The organism is Streptosporangium sp. NPDC002544 (assembly GCF_040295965.1).
GTDB lineage: Bacteria > Actinomycetota > Actinomycetes > Streptosporangiales > Streptosporangiaceae > Streptosporangium.
On record NZ_JBEOWJ010000025.1, the window covers coordinates 1 to 20,083 of the forward strand.

13 protein-coding genes are annotated in these 20,083 nt (G+C 68.3%); 8 read left to right on the plus strand and 5 right to left on the minus strand.

All coding sequences use genetic code 11. The features are described from left to right. Both ABT061_RS31750 and ABT061_RS31755 read left to right on the plus strand, forming a co-directional pair. A partial coding sequence (locus tag ABT061_RS31750) for an acyltransferase domain-containing protein (RefSeq protein WP_350924902.1) occupies positions 1–5,088 on the plus strand: 5,088 nt, incomplete at its 5' end. A gap of 13 nt (positions 5,089–5,101) precedes the next feature. Further along, complete coding sequence (locus tag ABT061_RS31755) at positions 5,102–6,679, plus strand: carboxymuconolactone decarboxylase family protein (RefSeq protein ID WP_350925177.1); 1,578 nt, start codon at positions 5,102–5,104, stop codon at positions 6,677–6,679. A gap of 177 nt (positions 6,680–6,856) precedes the next feature. Here ABT061_RS31755 and ABT061_RS31760 read toward each other — a convergent pair whose 3' ends face one another. Next, positions 6,857–7,345 carry a hypothetical protein gene (locus ABT061_RS31760; protein WP_350924904.1) on the minus strand — a complete coding sequence of 163 codons (489 nt, stop codon included), beginning with the start codon at positions 7,343–7,345 and terminating at the stop codon, positions 6,857–6,859. A gap of 132 nt (positions 7,346–7,477) precedes the next feature. Here ABT061_RS31760 and ABT061_RS31765 point away from each other — a divergent pair, with 132 nt between their 5' ends. Together ABT061_RS31765 and ABT061_RS31770 are read left to right on the plus strand one after the other, a co-directional pair. Continuing rightward, positions 7,478–8,629, plus strand: coding sequence for a sensor histidine kinase (locus ABT061_RS31765; protein ID WP_350924906.1), 1,152 nt, complete (start codon positions 7,478–7,480; stop codon positions 8,627–8,629). After that, positions 8,626–9,294 carry a response regulator gene (locus tag ABT061_RS31770; protein WP_350924908.1) on the plus strand — a complete coding sequence of 223 codons (669 nt, stop codon included), beginning with the start codon at positions 8,626–8,628 and terminating at the stop codon, positions 9,292–9,294. Before ABT061_RS31765 ends, ABT061_RS31770 begins: the two co-directional genes overlap by 4 nt. Before the next feature lie 328 nt (positions 9,295–9,622). Here the strand turns inward: ABT061_RS31770 and ABT061_RS31775 are convergent, their stop codons facing one another. Further along, a complete protein-coding gene (locus ABT061_RS31775; RefSeq protein WP_350924910.1) occupies positions 9,623–10,804 on the minus strand; it encodes an acyl-CoA dehydrogenase family protein in 1,182 nt (393 codons plus the stop codon). Positions 10,805–10,874: 70 nt separating this feature from the next. On the opposite strand from ABT061_RS31775, the gene ABT061_RS31780 reads away from it, so the two are divergent. Beyond that, entirely contained in the window at positions 10,875–11,489 is a 615-nt protein-coding gene (locus ABT061_RS31780) for a TetR/AcrR family transcriptional regulator (protein WP_350924912.1), read from the plus strand. 114 nt (positions 11,490–11,603) lie between these two features. On the opposite strand, the gene ABT061_RS31785 is transcribed toward ABT061_RS31780, so the two are convergent. Next, positions 11,604–13,922, minus strand: coding sequence for an ATP-binding cassette domain-containing protein (locus ABT061_RS31785; protein ID WP_350924914.1), 2,319 nt, complete (start codon positions 13,920–13,922; stop codon positions 11,604–11,606). A gap of 77 nt (positions 13,923–13,999) precedes the next feature. Between ABT061_RS31785 and ABT061_RS31790 the strand changes: the two genes are divergently transcribed. After that, the gene (locus ABT061_RS31790) at positions 14,000–14,803 is read left to right on the plus strand and encodes a TetR/AcrR family transcriptional regulator (protein WP_350924916.1); all 804 of its coding nucleotides are present in this window, start codon (positions 14,000–14,002) and stop codon (positions 14,801–14,803) included. Between the two features lie 78 nt (positions 14,804–14,881). Here the strand turns inward: ABT061_RS31790 and ABT061_RS31795 are convergent, their stop codons facing one another. Continuing rightward, complete coding sequence (locus ABT061_RS31795; RefSeq protein WP_350924918.1) at positions 14,882–15,544, minus strand: TetR/AcrR family transcriptional regulator; 663 nt, start codon at positions 15,542–15,544, stop codon at positions 14,882–14,884. 135 nt (positions 15,545–15,679) lie between these two features. On the opposite strand from ABT061_RS31795, the gene ABT061_RS31800 reads away from it, so the two are divergent. After that, positions 15,680–17,119: a DHA2 family efflux MFS transporter permease subunit gene (locus ABT061_RS31800; protein ID WP_350924920.1), complete on the plus strand. Its 1,440-nt coding sequence runs from the start codon at positions 15,680–15,682 to the stop codon at positions 17,117–17,119. 110 nt (positions 17,120–17,229) lie between these two features. Here the strand turns inward: ABT061_RS31800 and ABT061_RS31805 are convergent, their stop codons facing one another. Beyond that, positions 17,230–17,997, minus strand: a complete 768-nt coding sequence (locus ABT061_RS31805; RefSeq protein WP_350924922.1) for a HalD/BesD family halogenase — start codon at positions 17,995–17,997, stop codon at positions 17,230–17,232. A 159-nt stretch (positions 17,998–18,156) separates the two neighbouring features. On the opposite strand from ABT061_RS31805, the gene ABT061_RS31810 reads away from it, so the two are divergent. Beyond that, positions 18,157–20,082, plus strand: a complete 1,926-nt coding sequence (locus tag ABT061_RS31810; RefSeq protein ID WP_350924924.1) for a B12-binding domain-containing radical SAM protein — start codon at positions 18,157–18,159, stop codon at positions 20,080–20,082. Position 20,083: the final 1 nt, after the last annotated feature.

The window sequence follows — 20,083 nt, forward strand, 5'->3', positions numbered from 1 at the left end:
AACTACGCGGCGGCCAACGTGTTCTTGGACGCGCTGGCGGCCTATCGGCGGTCGCGAGGGTTGGTGGCGACGTCGCTGGCGTACGGGTTGTGGGATGTGGCCACCGGGATGAGTGCCGGGTTGTCCGATGCCGATCGGGACCGGCTGGCCCGGCTGGGGCTGCCGGCACTGCCCGCCGCCGAGGGGTTGCGGCTGTTCGATGTGAGCGTGCGGGCGGATGCGGCGATGACGGTGCCGCTGCGGGTGGATGTGGAGGTGTTGCGGGGCCGTGGCGGTGAGGTGCCGGCGTTGCTGCGAGGGCTGGCACCGGCGAGGCGGGTGGCTCGTGCGGTCGCCGGTGGCGGCGAAGACGCGGGTGAACGCCGGCGCCTGCACAGCAAGGACGCCTTGGCTGAGTTGGTACACCACCAGATCGCGGCTGTCCTCGGCCACGCGGACGGTGTGAACATCGGTGGTGACCGCGCCTTCAAGGACCTGGGCTTCGACTCGCTCACTACTGTGGAGCTGCGCAACGGCCTGGCGAAACACATCGGGCTGCCGCTACCCGCGACCGTGGTGTTCGACCATCCGACGGCTGATGAGCTGATCAACCATCTCTGGTCGCGGATCCACGGTGCCGCTCCGGACATCAGCCGGCCTCAGGCGAGAGCCGACCACGACGACCCGGTCGCCATTGTCGGTATGGCGTGCCGTTTTCCAGGTGGGATCGACACTCCTGAGCAACTGTGGCAGTTGCTGGCCGATGGGGGTGAGGTGCTCTCCTCTTTCCCTGAGGACCGCGGCTGGGATCTGACGACCTTGGTGAGCCGCAGTGCCACTACATCCGGCGGGTTCCTCGCCGGAGTCGCTGACTTCGATCCGGGGTTCTTCAGGATTAACCACCGTGAGGCCCTGGCGATGGACCCCCAGCAGCGACTGCTGTTGGAGACTTCGTGGGAGGCACTGGAACAAGCCGGCATCGTGCCCGCGACCCTGCGCGGTAGTGACGTGGGCGTGTTCATTGGCACCAACGGCCAGGACTACCCGACGCTGCTGGCCCAGTCTGAAGGTGACTTCGGTGGCTACGCCGGCATTGGCAGCGCGGCGAGCGTGGCGTCTGGACGGCTTGCTTACACGTATGGCTTCACCGGTCCGGCGCTCACAGTGGACACCGCGTGCTCCTCGGCACTGGTCGCCCTGCATCTGGCCGCTCGGTCACTCCGGTCCGGGGAGTGTTCGCTCGCCCTGGTCAGCGGCGTCACAGTGATGACGACGCCAGAATTGTTCGTCGAGTTGACCCGGCAAGGAGTGCTGTCCGGCGACGGGCGTTGCAAGGCTTTCGCTGACGCGGCCGACGGGACAGGGTGGGCTGAAGGCGTGGGCATGCTTGTGGTCGAGCGGCTGTCGGACGCACGGGCGAAGGGCCATGAGGTGTTGGCAGTGCTCCGGGGCAGTGCCATCAACCAGGATGGCGCCTCGAACGGGCTCACCGCACCGAACGGCGTCGCGCAGCAACGTGTCATTCGCCAGGCGTTGGCCTCCAGCGGCCTGTCCGTGTCCGATGTGGACGTTGTAGAGGCACACGGCACCGGAACCAGGCTGGGAGACCCGATTGAGGCCGACGCCTTGCTGTCGACCTACGGTCAGGATCGGGACCGGCCGTTGTGGCTCGGTTCGGTGAAGTCGAACCTGGGGCACACCCAAGCGGCCGCGGGTGTGGCAGGCATAGTGAAGCTGATCCTCGCCATGCGGCACGGGATTCTTCCGCGGACGCTACATGTGGACGAGCCTTCGTCTCGGGTGGACTGGTCGGCCGGTTCGGTCAGGCTGGCGACCGATGCGGTGCCGTGGGCGACCAACGGGCGTCCACGACGCGGTGCGGTGTCCGCCTTCGGAATCAGCGGGACCAACGCACACGTCATTCTTGAAGAAGGCGAACAGTCCGGGAATCCGTCCAGCCGAGGGAAGCTGCCCTGGTTGCTGTCCGGCCGCACCGCCGATGCCCTTGGCGCACAGGCGGAACGCCTCCTGGCGGCCGACCCTGACTCGCGTGTGGCTCGACCGCTTGCGGTGTCTCGCACGCACTTCGAGTACCGTGCGGCGGTGCTGGACGGCAACCTTGACGCCCTCGCCGCTCTCGCGAGAGGCGAAGACCATGAGTTGGTTGTCCGCGGTGTGGTTGAGAAGCCGGTGGTACCGACGATCGTGTTCGCCGGCGCGACCGCGTGTACGGCGATGGGCCGTGAGCCGGCTCAGTTCCCGGTGTTCGCGGCAGCGCTGGCCGAGATCGGCAGCCGGTTCGGGGAGGAAAGTGGTTTCGCGTTCGAGGTGGCGTTGTTCAGGTTGCTGGAGTCCTGGGGGGTGAGGGCGGAAGTCCGCGGCCATTCGGGTGGCGAGGTCGCCGCCGCGTATGTGGCCGGGGCGTTGTCGCTGGATGACGCCTACGAACTGGTCATCGCCAAGGCCCAGGACCCTCGTGTCGCCGAATACCGGGTCCGGCCGTTCGGACAGGACGACGTCGTTGTCGAACCGGGGACCTGCGGTTCACTGTCCGGCTTGGTCAACGCGCTGGCAGGACTCCATGTGCGCGGCGTCGCGGTGGACTGGGCAGCCGTGATTCCGGGCGGGCGGTGCGCCGTGCCCACATATGCCTTCCAACGGCAGCGGTTCTGGCCGCGGGTGGTCCACCACACCATGCCCCCCAGCCCCATCGAAGCCGATGCCCAGACCGAGCCGCTGTCGGCGTTGGATCTCGTCCGGACCGAGGTGGCCAGGGCCCTGGGCCTGCCTGGTATGCAAGCGGTGGCGCCGGACAGTGAGTTCACCCGCCTCGGCCTGGACTCGTTGACCTTGATTGACCTGCGTGCCAGGCTGCGCGCCCGCACCGGCAAGAAGATCGAAGCGAGCGCGGTGTTCCGGCACCCGACCTCTGCGGCTCTCGCCCGCTATCTGGACGAGCTCGACCAGGGGCCGCAGGCCGAGCCGGGTGTGGAGGACGCGGCGCCGGTGCCGGGCGTGATGCCGTGCGTGATCTCGGGCAGGTCGGGTGAGGCGTTGCGGGCGTGGGCGGGCCGTCTGGCGGTGTATGTGGAGGAGGGTAACGAGTTGGGGCCGGCCGATGTGGCGTTCTCCCTGGCCACGTCGCGGTCGGCGTTCGAGCATCGGGCGGTGGTGGTCGGCGGGGATCGTGAGGAGTTGCTGGCGGGGTTGGCCGCGGTCGCTTCCGGCGACTCGGCGGCGGGTGTGGTGCGGGGTGTGGCCGACGTGGATGGCCGGATGGTGTGGGTGTTTCCAGGTCAGGGGGCGCAGTGGGTGGGCATGGGTGCGCGGCTGCTGGAGGAGTCGGCGGTGTTCGCCCGCCGGATGGCGGAGTGTGCGGCGGCGTTGGAGCCGTTCGTGGACTGGTCGGGGTGGTCGTTGCTGGATGTGGTGCGGGGTGTGGAGGGTGCTCCGGGGCTGGATCGGGTGGATGTGGTGCAGCCGGTGTCGTTCGCGGTGATGGTGTCGCTGGCGGCGGTGTGGGAGTCGTTGGGGGTTCGTCCGGATGCGGTGGTGGGGCATTCGCAGGGGGAGATCGCGGCGGCGGTGGTGGCCGGTGGTCTGTCGGTGCAGGACGGTGCCCGGGTGGTGGCGTTGCGCAGCCGGTTGATCGGTGAGCGGTTGTCCGGGCATGGGGTGATGCTGTCGGTGATGGCGCCGGTGGAGCAGGTGCGCGCGGCGCTGGCCGAGGATGATCTGCTGGATCGGATCTCGATCGCCGCGGTCAACGGGCCCCGGGTGGTGACGGTGGCCGGTGACGGGGAGGCCATGCGGGTGCTGGAGCGGCGGTTGTCGGCCGAGGGGGTGATGCGCTGGCAGTTGGCCGGTGCGGACTTCGCCGCGCATTCGCCGCAGGTCGAGCGGTTCCGTGACGATCTGCTATCGGATCTGGCGGGGGTGGCGCCGCGTGCGGCGCGGGTGCCGATGCTGTCGACCGCGACCGGGCGGTGGCTGGAGGGCACGGAGCTGGATGCCGGCTACTGGTATGAGAACGTGCGGCGGACGGTGGAGTTCGCGCCGGCCATCGAGCGGTTGCTGGCGGAGCGGTATCGGGCGTTCGTCGAGGTCGGCCCGCATCCGCTGCTGACGTTGGGGATCGAGCAGGCGGTGGACGCGGCGGGGGTCACCGCGGTGGTGGCCGGGACCTTGCGCCGCGACGAGGGTGGCATGGACAGGGTGGTGCTTTCGGCGGCCGAGCTGTTCGTCCGCGGGGTCGCGGTGGACACTGCGCCAAGCGCGTCACAGAGCCCGCCGGACGTCATCGCGCACCTGCACCGGCAGTCGGTCGACGCTGGTTTGCTGGACCAGGCGGACGCATTGCTGCGCGGGGTGGCCGAAGTGCGGGAGAAGTCGGCCGAGCCGCCGGCCCTCCGTCTGACACCGTTGAGGGACAGTGGAACCGGGCGTCAGCTGGTCTGTGTCGCGCCCATCGTTCCCACCACCGGCGAGCATGTCTACCATGGTCTGGCCACCGCTCTTGGCGGCCAGTGGGATGTCAGCGTGGTCACGCCTGGCGGGTTCACCGACGGCGAGCTGTTGCCCAGCTCCCGGACCGTGTTGATCGAGCAACTGGCGGCCGCGGTCGTGGACCGCACCGTGGCGGGTCCGCTTGTCCTGCTTGGAACATCTTCGGGCGGGTTGCTCGCCCACGAGGTCGCCGCCTGGCTTGACGATCGCGGCCTTGCCGTCGACGCGGTTGTCCTGCTGGATACCCACTTGCTCGACTCGAAAGCCACTGAGGTGTTGCGGCCCAGGCTGTGGCCGGCGTTGCATGCCCGGGAATCGGTGGTCGACGGGCTCGACTGGATCCGCTTGTCGGCCACCGCTTGGTATTTGGACCTGTTGTCGTCGTGGCGCCCTCGGCCGACGCGAGTGCCTTCGCTGCTGGTGCGCGCGTCTGCGCCGCTGGGCACCGTACACGACGATGCTTGGCGATCGACGCTGCCCGGGATGACCGACGTCATCGACGGCCCCGGCGACCATCTGTCGATGCTCGAGCAGCACATTGCGGAGACCGGTGGCCGAGTGGCGGACTGGCTCGAACGCATGGTGTTGAACAAAAGGCAGTGAGAGGTAGGTGGACATGTACTACGAGCACCTGAGCGAGTCCGTGTGGATCGCCTATGACGGAACCACTCGCAACGCGACGTACGTGCGGGGTGACATGAGCGGGGGTATGCTCGTCGGCACTCTCGACAGCGCGGACGCCACGAGACAGCTGCTCAGTTACGGTGATGGCGCGGCGAAGGTGGTGGTGCTCACCGACACCGACTCCGGGCAGCACATCCCGGACTACGCCACGACACTCACCTCGGTGGAGACGGCGACGGCACTCGCCAGGTGCCCTCTGCTCGACGCCGTCGAGGTGGAGCGGGGTTCTCCACTCGATGTCTATCTCGGGAGATCCCAGCGCACACACGGAATCGCGGCTCGGCGATTAACACCTGATCAAACCTTCAGCGGTGCGGCCGACCTCAAACTCGGCCACACACTTGTCGAGGTTCAGGACATCGGGCGCGCCTACAGCACCGCTGACACGATCGTGTGGCTTCCTGACGAGGCGGTGCTGATCACAGGTGCCGCTGTCGTCAACGGTGTGCATCCCGCGTCGTGGTCGGGCTCGATCGAGCTGTGGCGTGCGGCTTGCGTCCAGCTCGCGGCGCTACGGCCGACTGTAGTGGTTCCCGGGTACGGGCCGGTCACCGACATCACCGGGATCATCGATCTGCGGGACTATCTCGAGCACCTGCACAGCGAGGCGGAGGTGCGCTACCGCAAGGGAATGCCGGTCGAGGAGGCCGCCGCCGAACTGCCGCTCGGCCGCTGGGACCAGTGGGAGTGCCGGGAGAACCTGGCGATCACCTTGGCCACCGTCTACAAGTCCCTGGGCGACAGCACCGACCGCACGGTCACCGGCGTCCTGACCACCGCCGCCGAGATCGCCGAGGGCATCCGCCGGCGGCCGCGGATCGCACCCGTTGCCCCCGGTGAGCGTGACCAGGAAACACTGGACGCGTTGGGCCTCATCGAAGGGGAGAACTCGATCTTCGAGCTGCACCGTGTGAACATCCCGAACATTCTCACCACCTTTGTACGGCACACCAAGCTGTACAAGGAGAGCGTGCCCCTCGCCCGTGGCGTGATCGACGGCGTCCTACCGCCACGCCACCGCGAATTGGCGATCTTGCGCGGCGCGTGGGCGTGTTCGGCGATCTACCAGTGGAATCACCACTACCTTGTCGCCCTCGGCGTCGGCCTCACCCGAGAGGAGATCGACCTGATTTCCCGGGACATCTCCCTTGGACCATGGACCCGGCACGAGCGGGCGGTGCTGACCGCTGTGGACGAACTGCACACCGAGTCAGTGGTTTCCGACCACACCTGGGAGACCCTGTCGGAAACCTACGGCGAATGTGAACTGATCGAACTCGTCACCCTGATCGGCGAGTACCACAAGGTCTCCTTCGCGCTGAATAGCTGGGGCGTCCCCCTCGAACCGTGGATGGGCCCTTACCGCATCCCCTCCGGCTGGCGCACCGCCCACCAGGCCCGAGCCACTTCCCTGGACGATGCCTCACGTGGTGAGCTTGGCGGGTTTCTTGTAGCAGGTCAGCGCGGTGGAGAGGCCGAGGAAGGCGAGAGGTGGCTGCCCTTGCATTAATACCGGACGGGGAGACGGTGCTAGCCGAACAGCCAGGCAAGGAACCTCTCAATGCCCAGCACACGGGCTCGGCCCCGGCCAGGCAGGTCGGCGTCTTGTCGCGCTCACGCGGTAGCAGCAGCCCGGCCAGATGCTCGCGAAACCCGCGCCGCTGCCCGAACACGGAGAAGCAGGTACTCAGGACGCCCTGGAAGTTGAAGGAATGACTCTGCTGAGTCCCCAGGCGATCAGGCCGGTGATCGCTCCGACGATGACGCCGGTGAAGAGACTGCTGATCGCGGCGAACAGTCGCAGGATGACGGACTGCGTCGCCGGGGTGAGATCGCTCAGGTTCCCGCCGAGTGCGGGCGGGTTGCCGCCGAAGCCGGCGTCCCAGAGCAACTGGTGTCCCGCGGCAAGGAGGACGCCATAGAACAGGCCCACGACGAGCAGGGTGAGGAAGGGGCTGGGCACTCGTTTCCAGAGGGCGACCCCGATCCAGATCATCGGTGGTACGAAGACGAACAGGGCGTTCACGAAGGTGCCCTCGTGGATGACGTCCAGGTCGTGAAGCACGACCCGGGGCGCCGCGAGAAGAGCGAGCCCGACTACCACGATCATGGGCAGCCCGAGAACCGGGCGTCTCGGGGCGGGCGGCCGAGGTGGTGGGGTGTGCTGATGGGTCATGGCTGCACGCTAGGGAGCGCCATGGGCGCGGCACATCCGTATCCGATCTCGATGCCGGTACGTCCAGAGGCGACCCCCGGTGTCGCTTCACGCGGGCCGCGGAGTCGCCGAGGGGCACCCTAGGGTGGATCCATGGTCGACGAGCGGGCACGAAGGAGACTCCCATCCTGGGCCGTCGACGCCCTGATCGGTGCGGGCGTCAGCCTCACCGTGTCGGTCGTGATCTCCGCCGACCAGGGAGGACGGCACGGTCCGGACGCGATCGCGTACCTGTGGGCGGTAGGTCTTGGCGCGCTGATGCCGGCCCGCCGGCGTTACCCGGTGATCGTGCTCGCCGTCAGCGCGCTGGGACTGTTCGCCTACTACGCCGCCGGCTATCCGGCTGTCGGGGTCGCCGTCCCGGTCGCCGCGGCGTTGTTCTCGGCGGCCGAGTTCGGCCGGCTCGTCCATGCCGTTGTCACCGCTACCGTCGTGGTCGCGGTCTCGCTGTTCTTCCGCTTGGTCGAGGGCCAGGATTTCTCGTTCGTCGTCGGCTATGAACTGGCCGGACACATCCTGCTCATGGCCGCGGCGATCGCCCTGGGAGACGGCCTGAGATCGAGACGGACCGCACAGGCGGGAGCGAGGCGGATCGCCGAGCTCACCGCTCAGCGGTATCAGCAGGAAGCGGACGCGCGCGTTCACGCCGAACGCCTGGCCATCGCGCGGGATCTGCACGACTCGATCGGTCACACGACCTCCGTCATCTCCCTGCACGCCGATGTCGCCCGCGAGTCGCTCGGTCACGACGAGACGCAGACCCGCGCGGCTCTCGACCTGATCAGGTCCACCGCCACGCGCACGATGAGCGAGCTGCGCAGAACCGTCGCCCTGCTCCGTGCGCCGACTGAGAACCCGAGATCGGTCGTCTCGCTGTCGAGCATCGACACACTTCGTGAAACGGCCGCGGCCGCGGGAACCAGCATCGACATCGACATGCGCGTGACCGCTCAGTTGCCCGCGACGGTCGACGCCGCGGCGTTCCGAATCGTTCAGGAGGCGGTCACCAACATCGTCAGGCACTCGCGCGGTACCCACGCCCGTGTCACCGTGTACGACGACGGAACCCTGCTTCACGTGTCGGTGACCGATGACGGTGCGGACCCGGGCGGCGGTACCGGGCACGGGCACGGGATCGCCGGGATGCGCGAGCGAGCCGAGGCGCTTGGCGGCACCCTGACAGCCGGACCCGGAACCGCGGGATTCACCGTCCGCGCCGTCCTCCCGCTGGAGCCACCGTCATGATCAGCGTGATCGTCGTCGACGACCAGGAGCTCGTACGTGCGGGCCTGCGCACACTCCTTGAGAACGATCCGGAGATCACCGTTGTCGGCGAGGCGTCCGACGGCCGCGCCGCGCTCTCCCGCGTCCGGGAGCTGCACCCCGACATCGTGCTGATGGACATCCGGATGCCCGGCATGGACGGGCTCGAGGCGAGCGCCGCGATCCGCGCCGACGATTCGCTGGCGGGCTCGCGGGTCCTGATCCTCACCACGTTCGACGAGGACGACGACATCATCGAGGCCGTCACTCTCGGCGCGGCCGGCTACCTCCTCAAGGACACGCCGTCCGACGACCTCCGGAAGGCGGTGCACACGGCCGCGGCGGGCGGAAACCTCCTCTCGCCCACGATCGCCCGGCGGGTCATGGAACACCTCGCCCGAGCTCCGAAACCGCCAGAACCAGACCCGCGACTGGCCGCCCTGACCGAGCGAGAACTGACCGTCCTCACTCGGGTCGGTCACGGAGACACCAACGCCGAGATCGCCGCGGCGCTCTTCATCAGCCCGGCGACCGTACGCACCTATGTCAGCCGGATCCTGACCAAGCTCGATGCCCGGGACCGCACGGCACTGGCCGTCATCGCCCACCGCTCCGGGCTGAGCACCGGCGAAGACGGCCACAAGTAGCGGGCCACCATGATGTGCTCGCGATGCGACTGCCGCCAGATCTTCCGGATCCCGTGGACACCGTGGTTGTCCCGATGGACTCGGCCGATGTGGGCCTTGAGTTCCTCATCGCGCACGGCGCGGGCGCTGGGCCGGCGGTTGGTGGCGGCATGGATCGCTTCAACGCGCGAACTGCTTCGACGATGATCGCGTCGCTGTTCACGGTCGCTCCTTCAGATGGGGCCGGTCGTTAGCGAGGCATCATCCGGAGGGCGCGGTCCATACGGATCACTTCACCGTTGAGACAGTCGTGATGGGTGATCGCCGACGCGGGCCGGGCGTACTTCCATCAGTCCTGCTCCTTGCTGGAGGTGGTGATCGTTCCACCGGTGTTCCCGGCGAGTGCACGGCCGATGACCAGGCGCTGGATCTGGTTGGTCCCCTCGAAGATCTGCATGACCTTCGCCTCGCGCATGTAGCGCTCGACCGGGAAGTCCCGGGTGTAGCCGTAGCCGCCGAGGACCTGCACGGCGTCGGTCGTCACCTTCATGGCGTTGTCGGTGGCGACCATCTTGGCGATGGACGCCTCCCGGCTGAACGGGCGCCCCTGATCCTTCAGACGCGCGGCGTGCAGCGTCATCGCGCGGGAACTCTGGACGGCCGCCTCCATGTCGGCGAGCAGGAACGCGAGGCCCTGGTGCTCGATGATCGGTTTTCCGAAGGTCTCCCGCTCCTTCGCGTACTCCACGGCCTGGTCGAGTGCCCCTTGGGCCAGGCCGGTGGCGACCGCCGCGATTCCCAGCCGGCCGGAGTCGAGGCCGGCCAGTGCGATCTTGAGGCCATCGCCCTCCTCGCCGATCCTGCGCGAGGCGGGAACACGGACGTGGTCCAGCCGCATGGTGGCGGTCGCGGATCCGGTCAGGCCCATCTTGCGCTCGGGCGGGTCCGCGCTCAGGCCTTCCGCGTCGGCCGGGACCAGGAAGCAGGAGATGCCCTTGCGATCGTCGGAGGTCCGCGCCATCACCTGGTAGAAGTCGGCATGCCCACCGTGGGTCGTCCATGCCTTCGCGCCGTCGAGCACGTAGTCGTCCCCGTCCCGGACGGCGCGGGTCCGCATGGCGGCGGGATCAGAGCCCGCGTGCGACTCGCTCAGGCAGTACGCGCCGAGGAGGTCGCCGCCGAGCATCTCGGGCAGCCAGGCCCGCCGCTGCTCTTCCGTGCCGAAGGCGACGAGCCCGAAGCACGCCAGGGTGTGCACGCTGGCGCCGACACCGATGCTCGACCAGATCGCCGCGATCTCCTCAAGGACCTGCAGGTACACCTCGTACGGCTGGCCTCCGCCGCCGTACTCCTCGGGGTAGGGGAGACCGAGGAGGCCGACCGCGCCGAGGGTCCTGAAGACCTCGCGCGGGAACTCCTCGTCGGCCTCGGCCCGGGCGGCCCGGGGTGCGAGTTCCTTGCCGGCGAGGTCCCGGACGAGGTTGATCAGGTCGGCACTCTCGCCGGTGGGCATGACACGTGATGCGGGCATGGACAATCCTCCGGGAACCAGAATGAGTACTACAGTATCAGGTTTGGTACTCTGTCATAGGGTCGGCGTCATGCCACTTCCAGGGAAGGCCCGCGCGCGCCGCGAGGAGATGCTGGTTCAGCTCCGAGAGCTGTTCCTGACCGAGGGATTCTCTTCGTTCAACATCGGAGATCTGGCGGAACGGTTGCGGTGTTCGAGAACCACCTTGTACGCCGTGGCGCCAAGCAAGGAGCAGATCGTTGTCGCGGCCGTGCGCTCGTTCTTCAAGACCGCGGCGGAACATATCGAGGCCCGGGTCGCGACCTTCGATGATCCGGCGAGGCGGCTGGCGATCTACCTGGAGGCCGTCGCCTCGGAACTTCAGCCGGCCTCGGCCAGGTTCTTCGCGGATGTGGCCGACTTCGGTCCGGCCAACGACGTGTACCAGGAGAACACTCAGTACGCGGCTCGGCGGGTCCAGGCCCTCGTGACCGAGGGCGTGAAGGCCGGAGCGCTGCGTCCGGTTCACGCGTCGTTCGTGGGGGCCGCCGCGGCCCAGGTCATGGGCGCGATCCAGCGCGGAACGATCCAGGCGACCACCGGGCTCGACGCCGCCGAAGCGTACCGCCAGCTCGCCGACCTGGTCATGACCAGCCTGACGGCCGCCCCGAAGGAGCCGACCAACGTGCGGAGAACGACACCGTGACCACTGATGACCGAAGCGTGCGTCACCCCCGTGCTCACCTTCGCCGAGGCGGCCGAGCATCCACACCCGGCGGCACGCGGTACGTACCTCGAGGTGGACGGTGTGGTTCAGCCGCTACGCACCGTCTTTTCCCAGGTAGGTACGCAGGTGCCGGGCGGTGAGCGAGTCCCCCGTGGAGACCAGGTCCGCGGGAGTACCGGTGAAGACCACCCGGCCGCCGTCGTGGCCGGCACCCGGGCCGAGGTCGATGATCCAGTCGGCGTGGGCCATCACCGCCTGGTGATGCTCGATGACGATGACCGTGTTGCCGTCGTCGACCAGCCGGTCCAGCAGGGCCAGGAGCTGGTCCACGTCCGCCAGGTGCAGGCCGGTGGTCGGCTCGTCCAGCACGTACGTGGTGGCCTTCTCCGCCATCCGGATGGCCAGCTTGAGCCGCTGCCGCTCGCCGCCGGACAGGGTGGTGAGCGGCTGGCCCAGGCTGAGGTAGCCCAGGCCCACGTCGGCGAGCCGGTCCAGGACGGCGCGGGCCGGGCCGGAGGCGAAGAAGTCGCGGGCCTCGGCCACCGACATGGCCAGCACCTCGCTGATGTCCTTGCCGCGCAGCTTGTGGGTGAGCACCTCGGGGGTGAACCGCTTCCCCTCGCACTGCTCGCACACCGACGCCACCCCGGCCATCATCGCCAGGTCGGTGTAGACCAGGCCGATGCCCTTGCAGTTCTGGCAGGCCCCCTCGGAGTTCGCGCTGAACAGGGCGGCCTTGACCCCGTTGGCCTTGGCGAAGGCGGTACGGATCGCATCGAGCAGCCCGCTGTAGGTGGCCGGGTTGCTGCGGCGCGACCCCCGGATCGGGGCCTGGTCGACCACCGCGACGTCGTCCCGGCGGGGGAGCGAGCCGTGGATCAGCGAGCTCTTGCCCGAGCCGGCGACGCCGGTGACCACGGTCAGCACGCCCAGCGGGATGTCGACGCTCACGTCCTTCAGGTTGTGCAGGCGGGCGCCGGTGATGGACAGCTGCCCGCTGGGCTGCCGTACCTTCTCACGCAGGCGGGCCCGGTGGTCCAGGTGGCGGCCGGTCAGGGAGTCCGACGCGCGCAGCCCGGCCACGTCGCCGGTGAAGCAGATCCGCCCGCCGGACGAACCGGCCCCGGGACCGAGGTCGACCACGTGGTCGGCGATCTCGATCGTCTCCGGCTTGTGCTCGACCACCAGAACCGTGTTGCCCTTGTCGCGCAGCCGGAGCAGCAGGCCGTTCATCCGCTCGATGTCGTGCGGGTGCAGGCCGACCGTGGGCTCGTCGAAGACGTAGGTGACGTCGGTCAGGCTGGAGCCGAGATGCCGGACCATCTTCACCCGCTGGGCCTCGCCTCCGGACAGGGTGCCGGATTCGCGGTCCAGGCTCAGATAGCCCAGACCGATCTCGACCAGCGAGTCCAGGGTGTTGCGCAGGGTGGCGATCAGCGGCCGTACCGACTCGTCCTCGATGTCCCGGACGAAGTCGGCCAGGTCGCTGATCTGCATGGCGGCGCAGTCGGCGATGTTGCGGCCGTTGATCTTCGAGCCCAGTGCGGCGGGGTTGAGCCTGGTGCCGCCGCACGCCTGGCAGCTGGTGAACGTCACGGCCCGGTCCACGAACGCCCGGATGTGCGGCTGCATGGACTCGCGGTCCTTGGCGAGGTAGAGCCGCCGCACCTTGACCAGGAGCCCCTCGTAGGTGGTGTTCATGGTGCCGATCTTGATCTTGGTGGCGGGTTTGTGCAGGAAGTCCTCCCACTGGGCCGGGGTGTAGTCCTTCAGCTTGACGTCGCGGTCGAAGAATCCGGAGTGGGCTATCGACTGCCAGTACCACGAGTCCACATTGAAGTTCGGGGCGGTGATCGCTCCCTCGTTGAGCGAGAGGTCGACGTCGACCAACTGGGAGACGTCGACGTCCGACACCCGGCCGAGTCCCTCGCACTTCGGGCACATGCCCTCGGCGCTGTTGAAGCTGAACGCGGTCGAGGTGCCGACGTGCGGGGTGCCGATCCGGCTGAAGACGATCCGCAGCATCGTCTGCGCGTCGGTCGCCGTGCCGACCGTGGAGCGGGAGTTGGCACCCATCCGCTCCTGGTCGACGACGATCGCCGCGCTCAGGTTGCGCAGGGCGTCGACGTCGGGCCGGCCGAGGCTCGGCATGAACGACTGGACGAAGGCCGTGTAGGTCTCGTTGATCAGCCGCTGCGACTCCGCGGCGATGGTGCCGAAGACGAGGGAGGACTTTCCGGAGCCGGATACCCCGGTGAAGACGGTGAGCCGGCGCTTGGGAATGTCCAGCGAGACGTCGGCCAGGTTGTTCTCCCTGGCGCCGCGGACCTCGATCACGTCGTGGCTGTCCGCGGCGGCCCGGCCGTGCCGCGTGTCGTGGTCGTCGGTGGGGGTGGGGCTGGAGGGGAACACTGACCTTCTCCCTTGATATCCTTAGGGTGTAAAGAGATAGCCCGGTAAAGTTAGTTTATGCCGTAAGGAGTGGCAAGTTGGTCGTCTTCGCCGGACAGGGCGACGCGCGCCGTTCGATGGCACTGCTGTGGCATACCCCGAGGTCGGAAGAGGGGCGCCCCGGCCCCAAGCCCGGTCTGAGCGTGGATGTGATCGTGGATACGGCCATCGCCGTCGCCGACTCCGAGGGAATGGCCGCGCTCTCCATGCGCGCGGTGGGTGAACGGCTCGGCCGCACCGCCATGGCCCTCTACACCTACGTGCCCAGTAAGAGCGAGCTGGTCGACCTGATGTACGACCGGGCCCTGGCCGAGTTGCCCACCTCCTATGAGCTGGGGGCGGGCTGGCGGGCGGCCGTGACCTCCTGGGCCGAGGAGGCCTGGGCGTTCTACCTGCGCCACCCGTGGGTGCTGCAGGTCTCGCAGGCGCGCCCGGTGCTGGGCCCCAACGAGTACGTCATGCTGGAGACGGCGCTGCGCATCCTCCGTGAGACGGGCCTTACGGCCGGGGCGCTGCGGCGTCTCGTCGGGGTGCTGTTCCACTTCGTGCGCGCGGCGGCGCAGACGGTCGCGGAGTCGCGCCAGGCCCCGGCGGCGACCGGGATGTCCGACGAGGAGTGGTGGTACGCCCGCTCGGCCCTGCTGGAGGAGGTCGCGCCGGACTTCGCCGAGCGGTTCCCGACGCTGACCTGGCTCGACAGCGAGGGGGCCTACCAGTCCGAGGACGAGAGCGTGCCCTACCTGGAACAGGAGGCGAAGGAGACCTTCGCGGCCGGTCTCGCCGTCCTCCTGGACGGCATCGAGGCGGCCGTGAACAGGGCCGGCGTACGAGCACTTCCATGATCCGCAGGGCGTGCGGGGCCCTGGTGGCACAGCCCGGCTGACCGATCCTCGCCACGGCAGGGTCCGCGGGGCAGGGGCCTAACGGGCGTCGGGGCCGAAGGCCCGCAGGAACGTGTGGACGGCGGCGCGGGCCACGGCCCGCAGTTCGGCGTCGCCGACCTGGCGGGTTCCCAGCCGGGACCGGGCCTCCATCGGGCCGGTGAGCAGGGCGTTGAACTGTTCGGCCGCCTGTGCCGGGTCGATCGCGTGCAGGCGACCGGCGAGCGTGAGCCGGGCCAGCCGGTCGGTCAGGGCCTGGGCGACGCGCTCGGCCGCGCGCCCCTGGACGATATCGAGCAGGTCGGGGAACTGGTTGAGCTCCGCCGAGAGCAGCCGCCGCAGTGCCCAGGAACGATCGTCGCAGTAGCACTGGAGCAGGCTGTGGCCGACCTCCTCCAGCATGGCGCGCGGCTCGCCGTGCTCGGTGAGCCGCTCCAGTACGGCCAGGTTCCTGGCCAGAGCCCTGTCGGCCTGAGCGGTGATCGCCTGGCGTAGCAGGGTCTCCTTGTCGCCGAAGTGGTTGTACACGGTGGCCTTGGCGACGCCCGCCTCGGCGGCGATCATGTCCACCCCGGCCTGGGCGTACCCCTGGCGGGCGAACACCGTGAACGCGGCATCCAGGATCGCCTGCCGCTTGTCGATGCGTCCGCGCGCGACGGAGGGGCTGACGGAGGGGCTCTGTTCGGCCGAGATTCCGCTCATAGGCCGCATCATACTTCCCGAACCACCCGATTGGACTAACCAGTCTGGTTTTTTGGACTAGATTGACTAAGACTCACGGGTCTCTTAATTTGGTCGCACTGGTCTAGTTCGTTGTGATCGAAGCGGAGAGAACCCATGACAGAACCGCGAGACGACCGGCTGGATCCGGCACTGCTGCGGCTGATCGGCGTGATTTTGCTCGGCGGGCTGCTGGGCATCCTCAACAGCACGATGGCCGCCGTCGCCACCGACACCCTGGCCACCGCCTTCGACACCTCGCTGAGCACGATCGGCTGGGCCTCCACCGGCTTCCTGCTGGCCGTCACGGCCACCATCCCCTTCGCCACCTGGGCCGTCGACCGGTTCGGCGGCAGGCGGCTCTGGCTGATCGGCCTCCTGCTGTTCCTGGCCGGATCGCTCACCTCCGGGCTGGCCTGGGACGTCGGCAGCCTGATCGTCTTCCGCGTCGTCCAGGGCCTCGGCGCCGGCCTCCTCGACCCGCTCGTGCTGGTCCTGCTGGCCCGGGCCGCAGGTCCGCATCGCGCGGGACGCGTGATGGGCCTGATGGGCGTGGTCCTCTCCCTCGGCCCGGTCCTCGGGCCGATCCTGGGTGGCGCCATCCTCCAGGGACTGCAGTGGCGATGGATGTTCCTGCTCAGCGTGCCCGTCGGCGTCATCGCCCTGCTGCTCGCCCTGCGCGTGCTGCCCACCGACCCGCCGGCCGAGCGGCAGCCGCGGGTCCGGCTCGACGTCATCGGCCTGGCCCTGATCGGTCCGGGCTTCGCGGCGCTCATCCTGGCCCTGTCGCAGACGGCCGAGCAGGGCACGTTCACCGCCTGGCAGGCGCTCAGCCCGCTGGCCGCCGGCGCCGCGCTGCTGATCGGCTACACGATCCACGCGTTCCGCACCCGGCGCACGCCGCCCCTGATCGACCTGCGACTGTTCGCCGGCCGCGGTTTCACCGCGAGCGTCACCATCATGGGCCTGGGCGGCCTCGCGAACTTCGCCGTCTTCTTCGCGCTGCCGCTGTACTACCAGCAGGCGCACGGGTACGGCGTGCTCGCCGCCGGGCTGCTGATGGCGCCCGTGGGCCTCGGCGGCTCCATCGCCATGCCGCTGGCCGGACGGCTGTCGGACCGGCTCGGCGCTCGCGGGCTGGCAGGCGGCGGCGCGCTCGTGGCCGCCCTCAGCGCGCTGGCCTTCACCCGGATCGGAGCGGAAACCCCCGAGGTATGGCCCGTGCTGGGCGCCCTCACCATCGGCCTGGGCATGGGCTTCTTCAGCGCCCCCACGATGGGATCGCTGTATCGCACACTGCCCGCCCCGATGGTGGCGCAGGGCAGCTCGGTGCTCTACATGCTCAACCAGCTCGGCGCCGCGATCGGGGTCGCCGTCGTCACGCTCATCCTGCAGACCGCCGACGACGCGACAGCCGGCTTCCATCGCGTCTTCTGGTTCACCGTCACCGTGATCGCGGTCATCCTGGCCGCCGTCCCGCTCCTGCCGGGCCGGCCCCGGGCGCAGGTCGTACCGGAGACGCCGTCACCGGTGCCCTCTCCATCCAGGCGGAGCTGAGCCCGGCGTCGGGACGGCCCGGTCGTGGACCGGGCCGTTCCCCTCCTCCCGGACTCCTCGGAGCCCGAGCGCCGGTGGGTGTGGCCGGCGAGCCCGGACCGTCCCGGAGCTCAGCTGAACATCGCCTCCATGGTCTCGTGTGACTGCTCCTTCTTCGCGTCGGACTCGCTGCCCCAGCAGGTGTTGAGGATGATCCGGGTGCGGTCCTCCGACAGCGGGACCGTGCGGTGCAGCGTCGTGTCGGAGCGCAGGAAGTAGATGTCGCCGCTCTGGTGGGCGTAGGTGCTGATCGGGTAGCGGATGAGGTGGTCGTGGACCCGGGGGTCCTCCTTCACCCAGTTGGTGTGCGGAACGCACTGGAGCATGCCGCCGTACTCGCTGCTCGGCGCCTCCAGGATCCAGATGAGGGTGAAGCTGAAGTCGCCCCAGTGCCAGCCGTGGGTGTCGCCCTGCTTCTCCTGGCGGATGATGACGTACTTCTCCTCGTCCCAGGGGCAGTTGACGACGGGTTCGTTCGCCAGCCGGCCCAGGAAGCCCTTGAGGGCGGGGGAGTCGTAGAGCTCCGGGATCAGGGAGCTGTCGCCGGCGATGGACTGCTGGCTGACCGTGCTCATCTTGCGCGGGGAGTTGCTGGTCTCCTTGAGGTTGATGTCGATCCGGCGCGCGTGCAGATCGAGCAGGCGCTCCACCTCGTCCGAGACGAGATCCTTGACCTCCTCGGAGACCACATTCCGCAGTTTGACGTAGCCGTTCCTGCGGAAATCATGGGAGAATCTGCGGATTTCCCAGGGGTCCTGAAAGGTCTTTTCGAGATGCTCCGAGATCCGGTCGTCGAGTGAGAGCGTCCCGAGGCCGGTCTCGTAGTCGTGAGTCGGCATACGGTTTCTCCTCCGTGGTTATCGAGGTTTCCGGAACCGTAACACGCGAGTGGTGTCCGCAATTGGCGCGCGTTGTCCGTCCCGTCCCCCTGTGAAAGCATGAGCGGATTCCATCCGACCGGCTTCAGCGATTACTCGGACTACGCAGGGACGAGCGTTATGAACACCAAAGTCACATTCGTCGAGCTGTCTGCATTCGAGGCCATCCTGCCCCTTGCCTCCGGTTACATGCAGGCTTACGCACAGCATGATCCGGAGGTGGGGCCGCGATGTGATTTCGAGATCTTCTCCGCCCCGGTGTCCGCGGACAGAAAGGAGGTGATCGCAGAACTCCTGGAAAAGCGCAGCGACGTCTACGCCATCAGTTGCTACATCTGGAACATCGGATTCGCGCGCGCGGTGCTGGCCGCGCTGCACGAGCGGCTCCCGGCGGCCCGGTTCATCCTCGGCGGTCCCCAGGTCATGCTGCACGCCGAGGAGTACGTCGCCCCCGAACAGGAGAACGTCGTCGTCTGCAACGGCGAGGGCGAGAAGACGATGCTGCAGTACCTGCGCCAGGTGATCGGCGACGACCCCGACTTCTCGGCCGTCGACGGGATCAGCTTCTGGCGGTCGGGGGAACTCGTCACCACCGAGGCCGCCGAGCGGGTGCGCGACCTGATGGAGGTGCCCTCGCCCTTCACCTCCGGCGTCTTCGAGGAGGGCAAATACACCACCGCCATCCTGGAGACCAATCGCGGATGCCCGTTCAGCTGCGGTTTCTGCTTCTGGGGCGCGGCGACCAACGACAAGGTCCACAAGTTCGAGGACCAGCGGGTCCGCGACGACATCACCTGGATCAGCAAGCACGACTTCGTGTCGATCTTCATCGCGGACGCCAACTGGGGCATGGCCCCGCGCGACGTGGCACTGACCCGCCACCTGGTGGAGTGCAGCGAGGAGAACGGCTACCCGGTGATGGTCTCGATGGCCGCGGCCAAGAACAAGCCCGACCGGATGGCCGAGATCACCGAGATCCTCGTGCAGGGAGGACTGCTGACCAGCCAGCCCATCTCCCTGCAGTCGATGAGCTCCAGGACCCTGGAGTTGGTCGACCGCTCGAACATCAAGCCCGCGACCTACACCGAGTTGCAGAGAACACTCAGGGAGAAGCGCATCAGCTCCTACATCGAGCTGATCTGGCCGCTTCCCGGAGAGACCCTGGAGTCATACAAGGAGGGAATCGCGGAACTGTGCCGGCTCCGTGCCGACACGCTCATCGTCTATCCGCAACTCCTGCTGCACAACACCTCGATATACGCCAAACGGGAGCTTCTCGGAGTGCAGGTGGAACGCGTTCCCAGTGATGTCACGGAAGCCGACGTGGTGGTCGGCACCAACTGGGTAAGCCGCACGGAGTACGAGCGCGGCACCTGGTTCCACTACGCCGTCCACTCGCTCTACAACCTACGTGGCCTGTATTATCTCGCCAATTATCTGGAGAGGTCCGGAATAAGGCGGCTGGAGGATTTCTTCACCGACGCCGCGACGTATTTCGAGAGCCGTACCGACACCGAGGTCGCCGGTTTCTTCCGCGATTCCGTGCAGAAACTCTGGAACTACGACTTCCATAATTTCGGGATGGTCGCGCATCTCGTCCTGCACTCGCACCGCGAGGAGTTCGACGGGCTGCTCGTCGACTTCGCCCGCGGTCAGTCCTGGTGGCGGGACGCCGGGGCGCGGGCCGCGTTCGAGCTCGACCTGCTGGCCAGGCCCTACATCTACCTGGCCAGGCCCAAGCCGCCGGGCTACGACTTCACCGAGCTGCGCGTCGAGCCGCACGGCAGGACGGCCTCGGTCGTCGACATGCCCGCCGACCTGGCCGCCCTCCTCATCGACCTTGACGTGACCGGCCTGGAGGCCGGCCAGGAGCACCTCACCCGGCTGGTGCTCGACCACCCGCGCGGGCGGAAGCTGCCGTTCATGCCCGAGCGCAGCCTGGAGCACAACGCCTCCTACTGCCAGGGCATGGTGCTGCGGCTGCGGGAGTATCTGCCCACCTGGCGGCCGGAGTCCGAGGTCGCCGCGCTGCCGGGCCGCCGCTGAG

Excerpts from the sequence above, each read along its gene's own strand:
- ABT061_RS31805 (WP_350924922.1), bottom strand. The coding sequence starts at position 17,997 with ATGCCGACTCACGACTACGAGACCGGCCTCGGGACGCTCTCACTCGAC.
- ABT061_RS31775 (WP_350924910.1), bottom strand. The coding sequence starts at position 10,804 with ATGCCCGCATCACGTGTCATGCCCACCGGCGAGAGTGCCGACCTGATC.
- ABT061_RS31755 (WP_350925177.1), top strand. The coding sequence starts at position 5,102 with ATGTACTACGAGCACCTGAGCGAGTCCGTGTGGATCGCCTATGACGGA.
- ABT061_RS31795 (WP_350924918.1), bottom strand. The coding sequence starts at position 15,544 with ATGAGCGGAATCTCGGCCGAACAGAGCCCCTCCGTCAGCCCCTCCGTC.
- ABT061_RS31770 (WP_350924908.1), top strand. The coding sequence starts at position 8,626 with ATGATCAGCGTGATCGTCGTCGACGACCAGGAGCTCGTACGTGCGGGC.
- ABT061_RS31810 (WP_350924924.1), top strand. The coding sequence starts at position 18,157 with ATGAACACCAAAGTCACATTCGTCGAGCTGTCTGCATTCGAGGCCATC.
- ABT061_RS31800 (WP_350924920.1), top strand. The coding sequence starts at position 15,680 with ATGACAGAACCGCGAGACGACCGGCTGGATCCGGCACTGCTGCGGCTG.
- ABT061_RS31760 (WP_350924904.1), bottom strand. The coding sequence starts at position 7,345 with ATGACCCATCAGCACACCCCACCACCTCGGCCGCCCGCCCCGAGACGC.
- ABT061_RS31765 (WP_350924906.1), top strand. The coding sequence starts at position 7,478 with ATGGTCGACGAGCGGGCACGAAGGAGACTCCCATCCTGGGCCGTCGAC.
- ABT061_RS31780 (WP_350924912.1), top strand. The coding sequence starts at position 10,875 with ATGCCACTTCCAGGGAAGGCCCGCGCGCGCCGCGAGGAGATGCTGGTT.